The sequence below is a fragment of the Ruegeria sp. AN6 genome (assembly GCF_056540425.1).
Genome location: NZ_JBQFWR010000012.1, coordinates 112,687 through 128,641, shown reverse-complemented (window position 1 = coordinate 128,641; position 15,955 = coordinate 112,687). Strand labels below are relative to the sequence as shown.

The 15,955-nt window shown below is 55.3% G+C and carries 21 protein-coding genes and 1 riboswitch; of the genes, 10 read left to right on the top strand and 11 right to left on the bottom strand.

Annotated elements, in window-relative coordinates:
• Positions 1-60: 60 nt before the first annotated feature.
• Entirely contained in the window at positions 61-489 is a 429-nt protein-coding gene (locus ACR0MQ_RS17550) for a MerR family transcriptional regulator (RefSeq protein WP_170634659.1), read from the bottom strand.
• Positions 490-702: 213 nt separating this feature from the next.
• On the opposite strand from ACR0MQ_RS17550, the gene ACR0MQ_RS17545 reads away from it, so the two are divergent.
• The 7 genes from ACR0MQ_RS17545 (at position 703) to ACR0MQ_RS17515 (ending at position 5,102) form a co-directional block, all read left to right on the top strand.
• Positions 703-1,266: an SCO family protein gene (locus ACR0MQ_RS17545; protein WP_209251500.1), complete on the top strand. Its 564-nt coding sequence runs from the start codon at positions 703-705 to the stop codon at positions 1,264-1,266.
• Between the two features lie 5 nt (positions 1,267-1,271).
• The gene (locus ACR0MQ_RS17540) at positions 1,272-1,694 is read left to right on the top strand and encodes a disulfide bond formation protein B (RefSeq protein WP_209251498.1); all 423 of its coding nucleotides are present in this window, start codon (positions 1,272-1,274) and stop codon (positions 1,692-1,694) included.
• Complete coding sequence (locus ACR0MQ_RS17535; RefSeq protein WP_480609795.1) at positions 1,691-2,350, top strand: DsbA family protein; 660 nt, start codon at positions 1,691-1,693, stop codon at positions 2,348-2,350. Before ACR0MQ_RS17540 ends, ACR0MQ_RS17535 begins: the two co-directional genes overlap by 4 nt.
• Before the next feature lie 18 nt (positions 2,351-2,368).
• Positions 2,369-2,848 carry a copper chaperone PCu(A)C gene (locus ACR0MQ_RS17530; RefSeq protein WP_170634666.1) on the top strand — a complete coding sequence of 160 codons (480 nt, stop codon included), beginning with the start codon at positions 2,369-2,371 and terminating at the stop codon, positions 2,846-2,848.
• Positions 2,848-3,474: an SCO family protein gene (locus tag ACR0MQ_RS17525; RefSeq protein WP_170634668.1), complete on the top strand. Its 627-nt coding sequence runs from the start codon at positions 2,848-2,850 to the stop codon at positions 3,472-3,474. The genes ACR0MQ_RS17530 and ACR0MQ_RS17525 overlap by 1 nt, the downstream gene beginning before the upstream one ends.
• Positions 3,471-4,838 (top strand): M23 family metallopeptidase, encoded by a 1,368-nt coding sequence (locus ACR0MQ_RS17520; RefSeq protein ID WP_170634670.1) that lies wholly within the window; start codon positions 3,471-3,473, stop codon positions 4,836-4,838. Before ACR0MQ_RS17525 ends, ACR0MQ_RS17520 begins: the two co-directional genes overlap by 4 nt.
• Before the next feature lie 102 nt (positions 4,839-4,940).
• Positions 4,941-5,102: a hypothetical protein gene (locus ACR0MQ_RS17515; RefSeq protein WP_480609792.1), complete on the top strand. Its 162-nt coding sequence runs from the start codon at positions 4,941-4,943 to the stop codon at positions 5,100-5,102.
• Positions 5,103-5,154: 52 nt separating this feature from the next.
• On the opposite strand, the gene ACR0MQ_RS17510 is transcribed toward ACR0MQ_RS17515, so the two are convergent.
• Entirely contained in the window at positions 5,155-7,488 is a 2,334-nt protein-coding gene (locus ACR0MQ_RS17510) for a heavy metal translocating P-type ATPase (RefSeq protein ID WP_480609789.1), read from the bottom strand.
• A gap of 190 nt (positions 7,489-7,678) precedes the next feature.
• Between ACR0MQ_RS17510 and ACR0MQ_RS17505 the strand changes: the two genes are divergently transcribed.
• Entirely contained in the window at positions 7,679-7,951 is a 273-nt protein-coding gene (locus ACR0MQ_RS17505) for a hypothetical protein (RefSeq protein ID WP_170481529.1), read from the top strand.
• Positions 7,952-7,996: 45 nt separating this feature from the next.
• Here the strand turns inward: ACR0MQ_RS17505 and ACR0MQ_RS17500 are convergent, their stop codons facing one another.
• The 7 genes from ACR0MQ_RS17500 to ACR0MQ_RS17470 form a co-directional block, all read right to left on the bottom strand.
• Complete coding sequence (locus ACR0MQ_RS17500) at positions 7,997-8,659, bottom strand: L,D-transpeptidase (protein ID WP_480609786.1); 663 nt, start codon at positions 8,657-8,659, stop codon at positions 7,997-7,999.
• A gap of 397 nt (positions 8,660-9,056) precedes the next feature.
• A complete protein-coding gene (locus ACR0MQ_RS17495) occupies positions 9,057-9,560 on the bottom strand; it encodes a hypothetical protein (protein ID WP_170634678.1) in 504 nt (167 codons plus the stop codon).
• A gap of 64 nt (positions 9,561-9,624) precedes the next feature.
• Complete coding sequence (locus ACR0MQ_RS17490) at positions 9,625-10,323, bottom strand: CbtA family protein (RefSeq protein ID WP_170634742.1); 699 nt, start codon at positions 10,321-10,323, stop codon at positions 9,625-9,627.
• Between the two features lie 4 nt (positions 10,324-10,327).
• A complete protein-coding gene (locus tag ACR0MQ_RS17485) occupies positions 10,328-10,498 on the bottom strand; it encodes a CbtB domain-containing protein (protein ID WP_170481539.1) in 171 nt (56 codons plus the stop codon).
• Positions 10,499-10,532: 34 nt separating this feature from the next.
• Positions 10,533-10,748, bottom strand: a riboswitch (cobalamin riboswitch).
• A gap of 181 nt (positions 10,749-10,929) precedes the next feature.
• Positions 10,930-11,265 (bottom strand): DUF1636 family protein, encoded by a 336-nt coding sequence (locus ACR0MQ_RS17480; RefSeq protein ID WP_170634680.1) that lies wholly within the window; start codon positions 11,263-11,265, stop codon positions 10,930-10,932.
• A 1,145-nt stretch (positions 11,266-12,410) separates the two neighbouring features.
• The gene (locus ACR0MQ_RS17475; RefSeq protein ID WP_247748073.1) at positions 12,411-13,034 is read right to left on the bottom strand and encodes a transglutaminase-like cysteine peptidase; all 624 of its coding nucleotides are present in this window, start codon (positions 13,032-13,034) and stop codon (positions 12,411-12,413) included.
• A 348-nt stretch (positions 13,035-13,382) separates the two neighbouring features.
• Positions 13,383-13,799 carry a MerR family transcriptional regulator gene (locus tag ACR0MQ_RS17470; protein ID WP_170634682.1) on the bottom strand — a complete coding sequence of 139 codons (417 nt, stop codon included), beginning with the start codon at positions 13,797-13,799 and terminating at the stop codon, positions 13,383-13,385.
• 145 nt (positions 13,800-13,944) lie between these two features.
• Between ACR0MQ_RS17470 and ACR0MQ_RS17465 the strand changes: the two genes are divergently transcribed.
• Both ACR0MQ_RS17465 and ACR0MQ_RS17460 read left to right on the top strand, forming a co-directional pair.
• Positions 13,945-14,268: a hypothetical protein gene (locus ACR0MQ_RS17465; protein ID WP_170634684.1), complete on the top strand. Its 324-nt coding sequence runs from the start codon at positions 13,945-13,947 to the stop codon at positions 14,266-14,268.
• Positions 14,269-14,272: 4 nt separating this feature from the next.
• The gene (locus ACR0MQ_RS17460) at positions 14,273-14,491 is read left to right on the top strand and encodes a GDCCVxC domain-containing (seleno)protein (RefSeq protein WP_247748072.1); all 219 of its coding nucleotides are present in this window, start codon (positions 14,273-14,275) and stop codon (positions 14,489-14,491) included.
• 211 nt (positions 14,492-14,702) lie between these two features.
• On the opposite strand, the gene ACR0MQ_RS17455 is transcribed toward ACR0MQ_RS17460, so the two are convergent.
• Together ACR0MQ_RS17455 and ACR0MQ_RS17450 are read right to left on the bottom strand one after the other, a co-directional pair.
• The gene (locus tag ACR0MQ_RS17455) at positions 14,703-15,179 is read right to left on the bottom strand and encodes a DUF411 domain-containing protein (protein ID WP_480609781.1); all 477 of its coding nucleotides are present in this window, start codon (positions 15,177-15,179) and stop codon (positions 14,703-14,705) included.
• Between the two features lie 284 nt (positions 15,180-15,463).
• Complete coding sequence (locus ACR0MQ_RS17450) at positions 15,464-15,877, bottom strand: heavy metal-responsive transcriptional regulator (protein ID WP_170634687.1); 414 nt, start codon at positions 15,875-15,877, stop codon at positions 15,464-15,466.
• Positions 15,878-15,955 lie beyond the last annotated feature (78 nt).

Below are 15,955 nucleotides of genomic sequence, written 5' to 3'. Positions count from 1 at the left end.
TTGCTATAGTGACTATAGCTTCAAGAGGCTAATTTCAGTTCGCAACAATGCTGCCCAGGGTTACGCGCCGATTTCTTCGTGATCAGTAAGACATTCGGAATGATCGCGCAGAACTTCGAGAACACGACAATCTGAGGTGTTGCCACCACTGCATTCATGCACCATGCGCTCCAGCTCGGTCCGCAACGCTTCTAGCCGCGCCATTCTTTGCTCAATCTGTTTGAGTTGCCGGCGCGCGATACTGTCGGCTTCATGACATGGGCGATCTGGATCGTCGGACAAATCAAGCAGTTCGCGTATCGCCTCAAGCGAAAACCCCAATTGGCGGGAATGACGGATGAATGCAAGGCGATCCAGTTCGGCATGGCCGTAACGCCTCTGGCCACCTTCGGTGCGCCCCGGTTCCGGCATAAGTCCGATCTGCTCGTAGTAGCGGATCGTCTGAACCTTGGTTCCGGTCTTTTTTCCGAGCGTTCCGATCGTCAGCATCTGGGTCTCCTTGCAAAGTTACAGCTTATGTAGGTTCGCGTCGACACCGCACAATAGTACCTTCCAGCCGGTGGACCTGTGACACCCAGCCGCAGGCTCGAAATCCCCTTTGAACCTCTAGCAGGTAGAGGGTGTACATGCCGTTCTGAACCAAGAATCACAGGCGGACGGCTAACTTTGAAACTGACCGTGTTTCAGAAAATCTTATGGGTAATGGCTGGTGTCGCAACGGCGGCATTTGCCTATCTGATGCTGTGGTCAGAATATAGACCTGCGCGGATTGAGGAGGGGTCTGTCCCGTTCGAAGCCAGGTTCGAACTGACAGATCACTCTGGTGTTGTCCGTACTCAGAACGACTTTGCGGGCAAATGGATGTTGGTGTTTTTTGGGTTCACCAACTGCCCGGACGTATGCCCTACAACACTGTCTGAGGTAGCAGCAGTGCAGGAAGGGCTGGGCGACCAATCAAACCAAGTGCAACCTATCTTCATTTCAATTGACCCCGAACGCGACACTCCGGCCGTCCTGGCCGAGTATGTGCCACTTTTCGATGCGGGGATCATTGGGCTTACAGGCACGCCAGAACAGATTGCGCAAACGTCCAAGACCTTTCCGATATTCTACGAACGGATCGAACAAACCCCTGCGCCGGATGGATATACGATGGGGCATACCTCTCATCTGTTTCTGTTCAACAAGGACGCTGGATTCGTCCAGTCCTGGTCCTATGGCACGCCTGCCGAAGAAATTCTTGCGGATCTGAAACAGAGACTCTGAGCACCATGTCCCGGTTTTCTAAAGATACACTTCTCGGCCTGGCCTGGGCGATTGCCTTGGTTGCTTCTCTTTCTGTTCTGTTCATTGGAGAGATCCTGGGGCAGACGCCCTGTGTGCTGTGCTGGTTCCAGCGCGCGTTCATGTTCCCATTGGCGATCGTACTGGGGCTTGGCCTGTGGTGGCAGGACCAGAACGTGGGCCGATACGGGATAGCACTGGCATTGGGGGGCGCCGTTGTCGCCTTGTGGCACATGGGCCTGTATGCTGGTCTGATCCCGGAAAAAATCCAACCATGCTCGGCAAGTGGTCCGTCCTGCACCGACGCAAATCAATCTGTTTTGGGCATCCCGATTCCGCTGATGGCGCTCGTTTCATTCGCGCTGATCGGCGTTCTGTGCGCCCTTTCACTCAAGGAGAAACAAGTATGAACAGACGTGGCATGATCTTGTCCGTTCTCGCGCTCGGTGGGACCGGTTTCGGAGCCGCCGCCTGGTACGTGAACCGAACGACTGCTTCAGGCAATACCGAGCCTGTCGCACCTGAGATCGCTGAAACGCTTATCCGTTCTTACTCGCCTGTTCTCGGCCCTAAAGATGCACCGGTTACAATCGTCGAATTTTTCGATCCGGCTTGTGAAGCCTGCCGTGCCTTTCATCCGGTCGTGAAGGACATCATGGCACAGCATGGAGACCTCGTGCGGGTTGTGATCCGGTACACCCCTTTCCATGGCGAAGGCTCAGAGGAGGCGATCCGCGTGCTTGAAGCGGCACGCATGCAGGGGGTCTTTGAGCCGGTCCTGGAAGCCGTGCTGCGAGAGCAGCCCAAATGGGCCGCGCATGGTGCGCCCGAGCTTGGTCTTATTATTCGAATTGCCGCAGTGGCGGGTCTGGATGTCGAGGCAGCGCAGGCACAAATGCTCGCGCCCCAGACAGTCGGTGTTCTCAATCAGGATCGCGCTGATGTCGAAGCGGTCGGTATACGTCAAACTCCGACATTCTTCGTCAACGGCAAATCTCTGGATCCGTTTGGTGAGGCTGAATTGAGACGCCTGGTCGCTGCAGAAGTTGCAGCACTGCAAAGCTGAGCAGTAGCGAGAGATACTATGAGACTCACTGCAAAAAATACTCTTCTGGCAGGTTTGCTGAGTGCATTCGGTCTGACGGCCATTCTCTCGGCACCGGTTCTGGCAGGGGGCGACGATGTTGTCATTGAAGATGCCTGGTCACGCGCTTCTATTGGCACCAACCGGCCGGGGGTCGCTTACATGACGATCCGCAACACCGGCAATGTGGCCGTCACGCTGACGTCTATCCGCACCGATCTTGCGATGATGCCCGAGATCCATCAGACATCGACCAATGCAGAGGGCGTTAGTTCCATGGCACCAGCTGGAGAGCTGGAAATTGCGCCGGATGGTTTCGTAGCGCTTGAGCCGGGCGGGCTCCACGCAATGCTCATGCGGCTGCAACGCCCTATGAACGAAGGCGAAAGCTTTACGCTGACTCTTATCTTTGCTGATGGCGCAGAAAAGACGGTCAACGTGCCGATATTTGGCATTGCTGCGCGAGGCCCCGAGAACTGATGCAGCGGCGGCGCGTTCTTACATTTGGGGCTGCTGGAGTTGGTGCAATCGGCCTGACGCTCTTTGCTGGATGGTGGCAAGTGGATGGGCCGGGAGCGGCTCCATCTGATCGCCTTCGTCCCCTTGCGTTGTCGGACATGAACTTTCACATGGTTGATCACGAAGGGACCCCCGTCACCCCGCAATCGCTGGTCGGACGTGCAACAATGGTGTTCTTCGGCTTTACCTACTGCCCGGGTGTTTGCCCGACGACTCTTTCGGATATTTCCCTCTGGCTGGATGATCTGGGCAATGACGCGGATGATTTGAACGTCGTGTTCATAACCGTAGACCCTGAAAGAGACACCGTCGAAGCCATGGCCGATTATGTCAGCTACTTTCATCCGGCAATTCGCGGATGGGTCGGCGTTTCGGACCAAATCGCTCAGGCCGCAGATGGCTTTCGTGCCACTTATGAAAAAGTTCCGATGGACGATGGTGATTACACAATGAACCACACCGCAAGTGTTTTCCTGTTTAGCCCCACAGGCGAATTTGTCAGCACCATCGACTATCATGAGCAGAGAGAATTCGCTGTGCCCAAGATCCGTCGCGCTTTGAAAAGTGGAGCGGATACAACATCATGAAAGCACGGTTTCTAGCAACCTCGGCAATCGCGATCAGCAGCGTTTCGATTGCTTCGATCGTGTTCATTGCCTCGAACCGGTCTGAAATGAAGGCGCCTGCGCCCACGGTCTTTCAGGTGCCCAAACTTCCTGCGGAACCGCAGATCACATCGGCTCCGTTGCCGAACATTCCATCGGCAGAACTCGCTCCAAGCCCCGTTTCGTTTCGACCTGCTCAGCCGGAACCCATTCAGGCAGAGGAACCTTTGCCACCTGTTGAACCGCCTTCACGGACATGGACACGCGAACTTGCGTTGGGTGACACGCTCGACAGTTTGCTGTCTAAAGCCGGGATCAACGCAACCGATCGCGCCGAAATCGCACTTGCGCTTGGCGCTGAATATGATTTGCAGCGACTGCGCCCGGGTCACTCGATTACAGTAGTTGCAACCGTGGCGGATCAACCGCGGAGCGTGGAGCTCGCGGTGGAGGATGGCGTAAGAATTGAGGTGATATTTAGCGAAACGTTGTCCACGCGCGTAGTCTCGCCAGAACCCGACACCGTCATTCTGGCCCGCAAAACAGAAGTCGAAACTTCGATCTCAAATGCACTAAGTAGCGCAAAGATCCCGGTTCGTTTTGCGGTGGATCTGGCGCAGATGCTGAGCGGGACAGTGGATTTTCGGAGGGACCTGACAGGTGGTGAAGCTCTCCGTCTTCTCTGGCGCGAAAAGAGTATCGATGGCGAGAGAACAGGCCCGCCAGAACTCATTTTTGCGGCGCTGGAAGTTGATGACCAACTTTACGAAATAGCATGGCCAGACGCCGAAAATGGCCGCGCCACAATCTATGTCGATGGTGAGCTTCTTCGCGTCTTCTCGCAGCCAGTCGAGGGCGCGCGCCTGAGTTCTGTCTTTGGTCGGCGGAAACACCCGGTCTACGGAAATGTTCGCATGCATACAGGTGTCGATTTTGCTGCCGCACGTGGTACTCCGGTACATGCGACGGCCCCGGGCCGCGTTTCCTATATAGGTTGGCGCGGGGGGTATGGGCGTGTGGTTGAAATCGCTCATGGATCGGACACGGTCACGCGATATACTCATCTTAGCGCAACCGCCGATGGTCTGGCCAAAGGTCAGCGAGTGGAGGCGGGCCAGGTGGTTGGTCGTGTCGGGTCGACCGGCACCGCGACCGGCCCAAATCTTCATTATGAAGTATTGGTCGACGGGCGCCCGACAGACCCGCTTTCTGACGATCGACTTGCTGCCGCTGCAAATGAAAAGGTTGAAAACGAAGCAGCGCGAAAACGCTTAAGAAATGCTCGGGCACAGCTTGAGGAACAGCTGGACAATCCCGTCGCCAAAAAAAGCGAATCTAAATCGTGAGAGTTTCTTAAAACGGCTTCAGGTGCGCGGCTATCAGTTTGCGGGTATGCGCGCCTGAAGCGAACTGCACTGCCGAAGAACCAAATCAGAGGATGTAAGATGATGGCAATCGTGGGCGCCTTGGTTGGCGCCGTTTGGGGTGGGATCCTGGCAAAGCGCCGGAATGGCAACAGCCTTGATATTCTTCAGTACGCCGCAGGATATGCCATCGCTTTTGGGCTGGTGGCGTTTTTTCTTTCGATCGCAGTTGTGCGCCTGATGTAACGCGCCGGTAAGCGAGGCGAAAGCCGGACACCTTGGAATCCGGCTTCCACTCTTATGTGGTCGCAGCGCCTATTCCCTGCGAGCCAAGGGTATTTGCCGCAGTCTGGGCGGTGTGATCGTCCGGAGCTTTCAGAAGCCGCAAGGCGTTGGCCACGACCAGCAAGGACACTCCGACATCTGCGGCGATCGCACCCCACATGGATGCCAATCCAAAACCGGTAAGGGTCACAAACAGGGCTTTGGTCGCAAGTGAGAAGCCGATGTTCTGACGGATGATCGACATGGTTCGACGTGAGTGATCGATCAGCCAAGGTACTTTACCGATGTCGTCAGTCATCAGAGCAATGTCTGCGGTCTCGATCGCTGCATCGGACCCAACTGCACCCATCGCAACCGCATAATGTGCCCGAGCCATCGCAGGTGCGTCGTTGACGCCATCGCCGATCATCGCAACCATCTCGTGTTGCTCTGCCAGTTCCTCGATCGCAGCGACCTTGTCTTCCGGCAGAAGCTGGGCCCGAACTTCGTCGATGCCGACTTCGGCTGCCACCGCTCTCGCGGTCCGTTCGTTATCGCCGGTCAGCATGATGATTGACTTCACGCCCTGTGCGTGAAGCCGGGCAACGATACTTCGGGCTTCGGGTCGAATGCGGTCCCGCAGCTCAAGCAAGCCGGTTAACCCGTTTTCATTTCCGACAACAACAAGTGTGCTTCCCGCGCTCTCGATTTGGTTGCGCAACTCGGCAGGGATGGAGGCGCCAAAGCCCTTCTCTACAGCGAAGCGGTCAGAGCCAAGCCAGATAATTCCGCGCTCGGTACGGCCTTCCAGACCCCGACCGGGAACGGTTCGGATGTCTTCGGCCGCCGATATCGAAACGTCGGTCTGTTCTGCCCGGGTCAAAATGGCGCGGGCCAGCGGGTGTGAAGACCGAACCTCAAGGCTGGCGGCGCTCGCCAACAGCTCCTTCTCGGATGCGCCGCCCAGCGGATAGACATTGGCCACTTCAGGCTCGCCCATGGTGATCGTGCCCGTCTTGTCCATGGCCAGTGCGGTGGTACGACCGGGGGCTTCAATATATGCACCGCCCTTAATCAGGACCCCGGCCCGTGCCGAAGCGGTCAAAGCCGCTACGATGGAAACCGGTGTGGAAATGACGAGTGCACAGGGGCAGGCGATAACCAGAAGAACAAGTGCATTGTAAAACCAGAAGCCCCACGATGCGCCAAATGCAATCGGTGGGATAAGGGCGATAGCCACTGCGACAACCATAACGATGGGCGTATAGATCCGCGCAAATTTTGTAACCCACTGTTCAACCGGCGCACGGCGAGCATGAGCATCACCGACCATCCGGATGATCTTGGCAAGCACGGTGTCCGACGCTGTTTTCGTCGCACGTATTTTGAGGGTGCCTTCACCATTGATTGTGCCGGCATAGACCTCATCACCCAGCTCTTTGGGAATCAGCGCGCTTTCACCTGTGATTGGAGCCTGGTCAACTGCACCGGCCCCTTCGATGACTTCCCCGTCAAGTGGAATACGATCCCCACCCCGAACGATGAAGCTGTCACCGACAACGGCATCGGCCGCCGGGACCGTTGCTTCAGAGCCGTCGGCACGAACCAGCCGCACCGTCGGGGGGGCCAGATCAAGCAGCGACGATACCGCGTTGCGAGCCCGCCCGACACTCCAGCTTTCTAGATAAAGAGAGAGCGAAAAGAAAAATGCTACAGTTGCCGCCTCAAAAAACTCACCCAGAGCGATGGCACCAGCGACGGCAACAACCATCAAAAGGTTCATATCCGGCGAAAGTCGACGCGCCGAAGACCAGGCCTTGGGGGCCACCAGCCAGACGCCAAACAAAATCGCGACCGCGAACAAAGCGGCCTCAGGCAAAGGCATCGGAACCTCACCATGTCCCGAAAACAGCCCGAGAGCACCGCCCATGCCTGTTTCGAAAATGTGCCAGCCAAAACCTGCCGCCCAAAACCCTCCGCTGAGTGTGGTGAACCGCCGCTGACGTGCAATATGCGCCGTCTGGTCCTGGGCGGCATTTCCGTCATCCCATGGTTTGGCGGTCATACCAGTACTGGCAACCAGCAGCATGACATCTTCGTCAGATAACTTGGCAGCACTTTCAAGAAGCGACATTCGACCGTTGATGACATCAAATGCGAGATGCTCTTCACCACCAACTTTCGGGCCGACAACCCGGTTCAGGATCGCAACCTCTTCGGCGCAATCGAGGCCAGAGACCTGAAAGCTTCTACCACCGTCAGGAATCGGATCGGCGGGCGCGATGTCACCGCACCCGCCACTGCCGCAGGCGTTGTGACCTTGTCTATTTTCGTGGTCATGGTCGTGGCTGTGGGTATCGGAAGACATAGTTAGGCCTCAAGAATCTCTGCGGTCCTTTGCAAATAGTTCCTACAGCAACTAGAGCTTCAACACCTTTCTGAATTTTTTAGCATCCGGGTTCCTTGCGCGTGATACCGACACTCCATTCCTTCTTGCGGGCTGGTTGCGTGGATGCAATCTAGTCGCAGAAGACGTAAAAAAAATTTGGAACAGGTCAATGCAGAAACGGATCGCAATTACCATCACGTTAGTCTCGATTACTGCCGGTTGCTCAGCCCAATTCACAGGGGGCAAGAGTAAAGCACTCGAACCAGGCAATCTGCCAGATTCAGTCGTTGCGCTGGCAGGGCCGGGGCAGGATCTGGCTACGGCACGCCTTTTGCCAGAAGACAATTGCTTCTGGTATGAGCACAGCGGACCTGTCGAGACGACATTGGTACCATTGCGCGCGACAAATGGCGCTCCGATCTGCGCCGCGCGCGACGCCTGATCAATAAAAAGGGGCGGCCGCGTCCACCTGCGCTGCCCCGACGTTCTATGACCGAGCTGAGACGCTATCTTCTGCCGAGTAAAGGAAAGCGGTCGAGCCGGTTTTTACATTTGGGTAGAGATCATTGATATGGGCCATGATCATTCGAACACAACCAGAACTTGCACGACCACCTATGCTTCTGGGCTGAGGCGTACCGTGAATTCTGAGATATGTATCTCGATCTCCGACATATAGATAGAGAGCGCGAGAGCCGAGAGCGTTGCTTGGTCCGGGTTCCATGCCATCCCTGAATTCCGCATATTCGGGGTTGCGCTCAATCATTGAAGCAGTTGGCGTCCAATGTGGCCACTCAACTTTGCGCCGGATAACATAGGTTCCGGGCTCGTAAAGATTCCCGCGCGCGATCGCTACTCCATAACGCATTGCGGTCCCTTCCTCCTCGATATGATAGAGATAGCGCGCGACTGCATCGACATGGATATCACCGGGAACCAGACCATCATTCGCCGCGACGCGTCGTGGCAAAAACCGCTCATGTACGCCCCACGGATTTGAAGTTGATGGATTGTAACCAAATGGAGTGACTTGGCTGTCCCAATAGTCCTTTTGCGACGCGGTTGGCCACGTCTTGGCAATCAAAGGACTGGCCGCAGACGCCGAAAACAGTGCCGTGGTGGTTTGAATGAAATGACGCCTTGTCAGCATTGGTCTCGTCCCGGTTCACAAGTGTAATGTGCATGCTTCGCAATTTTGCGATCAAATTCCAATTATAGAGCCTCTAGCAGCTAGAGCTTCAAGAGGTTTCAGGTAACGCTTAGTTTATCCAGTCGATCAGGTGCGCGGTGGCGTGAACTCTGATTTGATCGAGTTTGCTTTGGACTGGGTCAAAAAAGCAATGGAAAGAACCGAAATGCCCATTGTAGTTGCTTCATGTTTTCGGTTTCCGACGATGCAAGCCAAAGGAACAAGACGGGAATTCGGCGCGGCTTTGCAACAGCTTATCTGTCCTTGGATACAGAGCGGCAAAAACCCGCGCGCACGCTGTACTTGCCGCTTAGACCCGCTGAATCCGCGTAGTTGTCTTCTCAGCCAGGAATGTCAATCAGGAGTCATCGCCGTCAGGCTGCACGGTCACTTTGGCCTCCACGGGCACACCCTCAACCATCAGAGGGCTGTGGCTGTTGCCATTGAGAGAAACTTTTACTTCAACATCGCCATCGGGGAGCGACGGAAGGTGTAACCAATTGGCATAAAGGCGGCCCAGCTTTTCGCCGTTGATATAAACATGCGCGTGACCTTCGCCTGGAACGTCAGCCGTGGAGGCATTTTCCGGAGCAAAGCGAAAGTTCTGCGGTGTCACACGCAGATTCCAGCCCGCCATAGGATCCTTAATCATCTGGATCGCCACACTGGGGGCGTCGCTGTCGGCAGGCAGATTAGTGGCAGCGGAGTGGTCGTGCGCTGCCATCTCCATGTTGCCGCCGTGTTGGGCCGGGTCAGTATGGTCATGGCTCTCAAAGGTGCTACCGCTGCTGGCGGCAATCACAAAGCCAGCACCGCCGCCAAAGACAAGTCCGATGGCAAAGAGAGCAAGAGAACGGGACATCTTGTCATCCTCAATAAAAAAAACCCGCCGGTGTAACCAGCGGGGTAGCAATGGAGGAGCGCGATCAGACTGCAGCGCCTGCGCGCTTGCCTTCTGTCTGCCAGAAGTGGCCGGTGAAACTGCCTAAGAGTGCCCAGGCGGCCATGCCGATGCCGAAGGCCCGGGCAGCAAAAAGCGCCCCGATCTCGGTCGGAACCGGCCCAGAGAAACTCTCAGGCTCAGGGGCCCCGATAATATGCGGTACCATTAGCAGCACGGCCGCAATCAGGTAGCTTACCAGGTTACCTCCAAAGGCAATCAGCCACATGGCTACGCCGGCTGCGGCAACGGTGACCGTCCACCAGATCTGACGCACTCCCACATCTGCTGCCGCTACGCCGGGAACTTCTGGAGCCAGTGACAAGCCAGGAGCAAAGTGGAAGGCGACAAAGCCCGCAAGACCCCAAAGCAGGCCGGTGCGGCCGTTGATCTCATGCCCCTGACGTTCGGCTACTGACATCAGCGCCGCCAGGACTAGCGCATAGCCGGTGTAGGTAAGCATGGTGAAGATAATGCTGAGACCATCGCGCATCGGCTCGGCGAACATGCCGGGCAGGTCGGGATGCGCAGTTACGGGATCAGCGCCAAAATGCACCAGGTCGCCGCCCTCATAGAGCTCGGCGTGAAGTAGCACTGGCTGCACGAAATACAACTGCAGAAGGGCGGCAATCAGCCCCGCTGCTGCACCAGCGAACAAGCCGCTGGTCAGAATACGACTGAACATTGTTTTAGTGGCAGGGGAAGCCAGTTGCGTGGCGCACATCATGAGCCGCGTCATGCAGGCCAGAAGCCTGAACATGGCCAGTCACGGTAATGATCCCTAGACCCAGAACCACGGCGAATACTGCAGGCAGAAAGGATGCGCCAGCGGCGGATGCCTTGATCGTTTTTGTCGTCATTTTAATCCTCCTCGCCGTCACACCCGACGGCATATGTTGTGTCCATCCTACGGCCGGTCTCCTGACTCGCAGGTCACAGCAGACTTCCCCCTTCCCAGCGCCATTACGCCAGTGGTATTGGAAGGCCGCTCGCCGCTCACAGTCGCGGGGGCGGTCAAGGCTTCAGTGCGGTAGTTTGGTGCACCGTCCTCATTCCCGTTTCAGTCCCAGTGCGTAGGCACCTTTGGACACCGTAGAAGCCTTTATTGTTCCATAGTGCTTTGTTCCGTCAAGTACGAAAGCGACATCATAGTATTCTGCAGCGGTCAATCTTAGGTAATGGCAGGCTTGGTTTAGATTTTAGCCGTTCAGTGCAGAAGGCTAAGTCGAAAAACACAAACTGTAAGCTGAAAACTCGACACCGGAGCTTTGGTCGGCAAGTTGCATGTTGGCTATCTTTTTTGTGCCGGTATACGTGCAATCGCCTTGAAACGTAGCTTACCTAGCTTCCTGGCGTCAGCGAAGTCGCCGTCAGTACTGTCCTCATACATCCGCATGAAGATCATTATGTCCGGAAGATCGACAACCGTAACCTCACCGAAAAGATAGGCGGTCTTGCCGCTTTGTCGCACCGCCAACGTCTGTGGTCGGTGACAACCGGACATGCAATCCACTTGCTGCAACTCGGCTTGCACCCCCGATGCCTCCAGCGTTGCGGCTAATTGATCATAAAGGGTGGAATCCGCGTCGCGGCAGGTTCTGCAAAGCGTGAGGTTAGGTAGGCACATGCGTCAGGCTGATCCTTGATCGAGAACTTCCATCTGAGATTTCATATTTGCTGGTCGGTTGTTAGCTCAGTTTCAATACGTGTTTTGACTCTAAGTCTGGAAAAGAGTCCATACTCAGGCAGGAAGGACACATGAGCCCTAGCCCTCGAAAACTTTGCAAATACACCGAGTGCGAGACGGGGATTTGGCAGGGCGAAGAAGCAACCATCAGACGAAAAAATTTTTAAGTTTCTACGTGAGACTGAGCTGAAGCAGGTGGTAGGCGATGAAGTGGAAACAGCTCACGCGAAACATCTTTGTTCTTCAATAATCTGAAACAGCATTGCCTCCGGGATCGGCTCGCCATGACACGCCTATTTTCAGGTCCGCGCGCACCGCGCCTCCCAAGGCGAATTCCGAGACGCGACAGGTTCTTGTTGCGCGTAACTAGGTTCGTTCTATCGTCAATTACAGTCTAGATCCGGGACATATAGCGGGGTTCGTGCTTGATGGTTACCTTTCGGTTACCACGACCGATCATGGGACTGAATGCGTAGCGACAACCGACGACATTCAAAAGGAAGTACGCTGATGCGAAACGCCTCGGCATTAACAACTTTTCTGTCTGCGTCACTACAACCGAGGATCGCCCATGCCGCCATCGGTTCTCGCCGCAACCCGGTGTGATGGGTGTTGTGATAACGGCATATCTCCGGGTGCAGCCAGTCTTCGAACTCCTCCAATGTCATCGACGCAGTGCCGGAGCCGTCGCATTTCCCCTTATCCTTGGGGGATAATTGCGTTCTTCCCTAAAGTAGATGAACGGCCTCCATGGTCGTCCTAATCAGGCGTTCGATATCTTCGCCGTAACGCGCTCGACCCGGTGGCCTTTACTTGACGGAGATACTCCAATCTGAGCGGGTCAAATGGAAGGTTTCGCTGCGGAAACGCGCCCATTGTCTACGTGTATGGCTTGCGGAATCCCAACAGTAGGCCAATACGACACCTCCGAGATATCTGGCGCGCGGATCGAATTCGTTCACACGCAATGGTGCAAACACAAGCAGATGGACGAGTCGGACTGAGCATCGAAACTCAACTATGCGCCCAGAACAATGCAGGTCGTGACATCAATTGCGAGAGGCAACCAATGTCTACCCAATGGTTTAGCCGCTAGAAACCTGTACCCAACGATCAGGGTGAATCGGGTCCTGTATTCGTAGGAAAAGATACCTTGTTTCCTTCCACGTTTTGATCCTGTTGGTAACATTGTCCAGAACCAAATCGCCTTCACTCGAGCGATAGACTAGAACAGCATGGCCATTGCGATTGGTGTCCAAGACGGTCGCGATTAGTAGCTTCGTAGGATCCACACCGTTCTGCACAAGTTCAAACTTCTTTTGCAAAGCGAAGTCTTCGCAATCTCCTGACCCTTGCGTCGGCAGTGTCCAGTATTCCTTTGTCCCGTATTGGCTTTGATCCGAAACGGCACGGATTCTCCGATTGACGCGCGTGTTGATCGTTTTAACGATCTGATTTTCTTGTGCCACGGACAGACCAGAACTACGAGCGCTCGCGCACGCCCAAGAGTAATCTTTGCATAGTGTTTTGGCACCGGATGGCGCTTCAATCTTTCTGTCAAGACCGATCGAGGGAAGCTCAGAGGCTTGTAATGTAGCGGCAGACACAAAAAAGCTGCATATAAAACAGATCATTGGGAGATAACCCAGCAGGTTTTTCGATAACATTCTCTGAACTAACGTGGGATTTGTCATATCTGCCTTCTCCATGCTCGTTCCTCGAAGGTATCCAAACTTCCGGGGCCAATGTATTTTATTCCAAGCCTTCATGTGCCTTGAGGCATTGCAACTGCTTCTTAGCCTCTAGGGGTAAAGCGGCAAAAATTTGCAGATTCTTTGGTATTTCTTCCTTAGTTGACAGCATCAGAGCATCCACGCCATCACCAGTCCGGCATAGCTAACAGCGCGAACTAGAGGGTAAGCTGATCGCAATTCTCTCATTCAACAAAAATACAACACAGATCGGCCGTCATCGCTTAAGGTTACGAAATACTGGGACAATGAAGCCGCTCCTCCCCAAACTGAGACAGGCAGTTTCGGTTTTTCCGGGCGCTGCAATTAGTGACCGCTAATGACATCTTTGACGACAGGCTCGTTGAGCAACGCCGTTAGCAGGGGGCATGCTGCTCCTTCAGTACAGGTCTGCACAAGTTCTACCAATGCTTGCTCCAGCCGTTGGAGAGCGGCGATCTTTGACCTGACCTTGTCGAGATGTTTTGTTGCGACGTCTTCGGCGTCACGACAGGCTTGCTCCGGCGCTTTGGACAATTCGCGAAGTGCGCATGCATCCTGAATAGTGAAGCCAAGATCGCGGCAGCGTTTGATGAATCTGAGCTCGGATATTTCCCGTTCCGTGTAAGCGCGGCGCCCCGAGGCGGTTCGACCGGTTTTCTCGACTATGCCTTCCCGTTCGTAGTAGCGGATCGTCTCGACCGACAGGCCGGTCAATCTCGCCACTTCGCCAATCGCAATCATGTGATGACCTTTCCCTTGAACCTGTAGCCACTACAGGATGCATATTGTCGGTCATGATGTCGAATTTCGCAAACCGCACGAAGCAAAAATCGAGGAAGCCGAACCGGCTTCCGCTCAAGATCGTCAAAGTCGGAGAAAGCAGACTATGAGCAAGTTTGTAGGGGCGAGTTTTCTTGGATCGTTTACCGCATTTGGCGTTGCGACCTGCTGCATCTTGCCGATGGCCTTGATTTTACTTGGCTTGGGAGGGGGCTGGCTGGCCGTATTTGGCAAGATTGCCGCCGCGAGTTATTACGTGCTCGGCGGTTCGACGGCCCTGCTGTTTCTCTCTGGCATCGTCGCGTACCGCCATGGTTCACTCGACCGCCTCAAATGGTGGCTGACAGGCAGTTTTGCGTTAACGACCATCGCTTGGGTTATCGTACTCAACGAAATCCGAATAAATGATTTCCTGATAACCTTAATGTGACGCCATGAGTGAAGAACGCCCGAACCTTGTCAGCACGATCATCTGCCCGGAATGTGGACATTCAAGACCTGAAACGATGCCAACAGATGCGTGCCAGTGGTTCTACGAATGCACATCTTGCGGAAAAGTCCTGAAGCCACTTCCCGGCGATTGCTGCGTCTACTGTTCCTACGGATCGGCCCCATGCCCGCCAATTCAGGCGGGCGACAAATGCTGCGGTTGATACGGCGACCGGGATGTCGGTTTTGTCCGCAAAGCCGGTCATCAGGCTTGGCGGACGCAGGTATTTTTTCACCGTAGGCTGGAACTTGCCCGGTAGGACAAGGCAGGCGTGAAGTCACGGATCAACTGGTTTGCCGTGAAGAATGTCACGTAAACCGGGCAGAACAAGCGAGCGCCGTGTTTTTCAGGATCTTGCCAGCGCCGTCGGGACTTCATACGGCCGGGTAGCTGGCAAACACCTCTGTGGTTCCATCCTTGCGGATCAGGAAGACGTCAAAGGCTTCGCGTTCGCTTTCCGGCCCCATGCCTGGCGAGCCGAACGGCATTCCGGGAACCGACAGTCCGACAGCATCCGGGTGTTCGCCCAGCAGGCGCCGGATGTCAGCGGGCGGGACGTGTCCTTCGATCATGTAGCCCTCCACGCGGCCCGTGTGGCATGACATCATGCCCTCTGGAATACCGTTGGCGGTTTTGTAAGCGTTCAAGGCCTCCCAGGCACTGTTTTCCACGCTTAATTCAAAGCCTTCCGCCCGCATGATTTTGATCCACGAGCCGCAGCATCCGCAATTCGGATCCTTCAGGACATGGATGAAACGGTCGGTTTTCGCGAAGGCGGGAAGCGCCGCGCTTCCCGCAAGGGCCGCGGCTCCTTGCATCACGCGGCGGCGGCTCAGGTTATTCGTCGTCATGTTCCCTCCGGGGAAAACTTGTCTTGAACCGATGTGAAAGCGCACCGGCAGGGTTGAATGCGGATCGCAGATACGAGACTGCCATATTCGTTACCCTCGGATACTCATCAGATATGGCTTTCTGGGCGACGGAGGGATTTCTCACAATGATCTGGCGCAAACTCTGCTCGGAGACGGAACCCTCGCTCTCCTTTTTTCGCTGCACCAGCCACTCTGGGTCTTGCTTGGCAATAACCCGGTTCGCAAGCAACTCCGCTACCCTCCGATCAAGGCCGGAATTGCGCCTATTTCTCACTGCTGCGTTCTATGGCACCCACGATCGAACAGTTCTGAATTCCACCACGCCCCGGACACGCCGCTATCAGCTCGTCCAGATTGTTCCTCAACCGTACAAGCCCGTCGATCCGTTCCTGAATTTCGTCCCGCTTTTTGCGCGCTCTGGCCTGCATCGCGACGCACTCGGTATTTGGTACCGTGCGCAACTCCAGAATTTCCGCGATTTCTGCCAGCGAAAATCCGAGCTTCTTAGCGCCGGATATGAATTTCAGCCGCCAAAGCGTGTCACCACCATAGTCCCGCGCGCCGCCGTCAATTGGGCGCGGCGGCTGAGTGACAAGGCCCTTCCTTTCATAAAATCGGATCGTCTCGACGCCTATCCCGGTCTCGCGCGCGGCCTGGCCGATCTTAAGTGGTTGCATCGCGGTCTCCCTCCTTCACCGGCATCTTGACACCGTATCATGATACGGAGGTTAAAACATTGGGGTCTTGGTGCTTGC

What these genes read in the sequence shown, in the direction of transcription:
- ACR0MQ_RS17470 (WP_170634682.1), bottom strand. Translation starts at nt 13,799, where the DNA reads ATGATTGCGATTGGCGAAGTGGCGAGATTGACCGGCCTGTCGGTCGAG.
- ACR0MQ_RS17465 (WP_170634684.1), top strand. Translation starts at nt 13,945, where the DNA reads ATGAGCAAGTTTGTAGGGGCGAGTTTTCTTGGATCGTTTACCGCATTT.
- ACR0MQ_RS17510 (WP_480609789.1), bottom strand. Translation starts at nt 7,488, where the DNA reads ATGTCTTCCGATACCCACAGCCACGACCATGACCACGAAAATAGACAA.
- ACR0MQ_RS17540 (WP_209251498.1), top strand. Translation starts at nt 1,272, where the DNA reads ATGTCCCGGTTTTCTAAAGATACACTTCTCGGCCTGGCCTGGGCGATT.
- ACR0MQ_RS17520 (WP_170634670.1), top strand. Translation starts at nt 3,471, where the DNA reads ATGAAAGCACGGTTTCTAGCAACCTCGGCAATCGCGATCAGCAGCGTT.
- ACR0MQ_RS17525 (WP_170634668.1), top strand. Translation starts at nt 2,848, where the DNA reads ATGCAGCGGCGGCGCGTTCTTACATTTGGGGCTGCTGGAGTTGGTGCA.
- ACR0MQ_RS17480 (WP_170634680.1), bottom strand. Translation starts at nt 11,265, where the DNA reads ATGTGCCTACCTAACCTCACGCTTTGCAGAACCTGCCGCGACGCGGAT.
- ACR0MQ_RS17460 (WP_247748072.1), top strand. Translation starts at nt 14,273, where the DNA reads ATGAGTGAAGAACGCCCGAACCTTGTCAGCACGATCATCTGCCCGGAA.
- ACR0MQ_RS17530 (WP_170634666.1), top strand. Translation starts at nt 2,369, where the DNA reads ATGAGACTCACTGCAAAAAATACTCTTCTGGCAGGTTTGCTGAGTGCA.
- ACR0MQ_RS17550 (WP_170634659.1), bottom strand. Translation starts at nt 489, where the DNA reads ATGCTGACGATCGGAACGCTCGGAAAAAAGACCGGAACCAAGGTTCAG.
- ACR0MQ_RS17500 (WP_480609786.1), bottom strand. Translation starts at nt 8,659, where the DNA reads ATGCTGACAAGGCGTCATTTCATTCAAACCACCACGGCACTGTTTTCG.
- ACR0MQ_RS17545 (WP_209251500.1), top strand. Translation starts at nt 703, where the DNA reads ATGGCTGGTGTCGCAACGGCGGCATTTGCCTATCTGATGCTGTGGTCA.
- ACR0MQ_RS17505 (WP_170481529.1), top strand. Translation starts at nt 7,679, where the DNA reads ATGCAGAAACGGATCGCAATTACCATCACGTTAGTCTCGATTACTGCC.
- ACR0MQ_RS17495 (WP_170634678.1), bottom strand. Translation starts at nt 9,560, where the DNA reads ATGTCCCGTTCTCTTGCTCTCTTTGCCATCGGACTTGTCTTTGGCGGC.
- ACR0MQ_RS17515 (WP_480609792.1), top strand. Translation starts at nt 4,941, where the DNA reads ATGGCAATCGTGGGCGCCTTGGTTGGCGCCGTTTGGGGTGGGATCCTG.
- ACR0MQ_RS17535 (WP_480609795.1), top strand. Translation starts at nt 1,691, where the DNA reads ATGAACAGACGTGGCATGATCTTGTCCGTTCTCGCGCTCGGTGGGACC.
- ACR0MQ_RS17490 (WP_170634742.1), bottom strand. Translation starts at nt 10,323, where the DNA reads ATGTTCAGTCGTATTCTGACCAGCGGCTTGTTCGCTGGTGCAGCAGCG.
- ACR0MQ_RS17455 (WP_480609781.1), bottom strand. Translation starts at nt 15,179, where the DNA reads ATGACGACGAATAACCTGAGCCGCCGCCGCGTGATGCAAGGAGCCGCG.
- ACR0MQ_RS17485 (WP_170481539.1), bottom strand. Translation starts at nt 10,498, where the DNA reads ATGACGACAAAAACGATCAAGGCATCCGCCGCTGGCGCATCCTTTCTG.
- ACR0MQ_RS17450 (WP_170634687.1), bottom strand. Translation starts at nt 15,877, where the DNA reads ATGCAACCACTTAAGATCGGCCAGGCCGCGCGCGAGACCGGGATAGGC.
- ACR0MQ_RS17475 (WP_247748073.1), bottom strand. Translation starts at nt 13,034, where the DNA reads ATGGAGAAGGCAGATATGACAAATCCCACGTTAGTTCAGAGAATGTTA.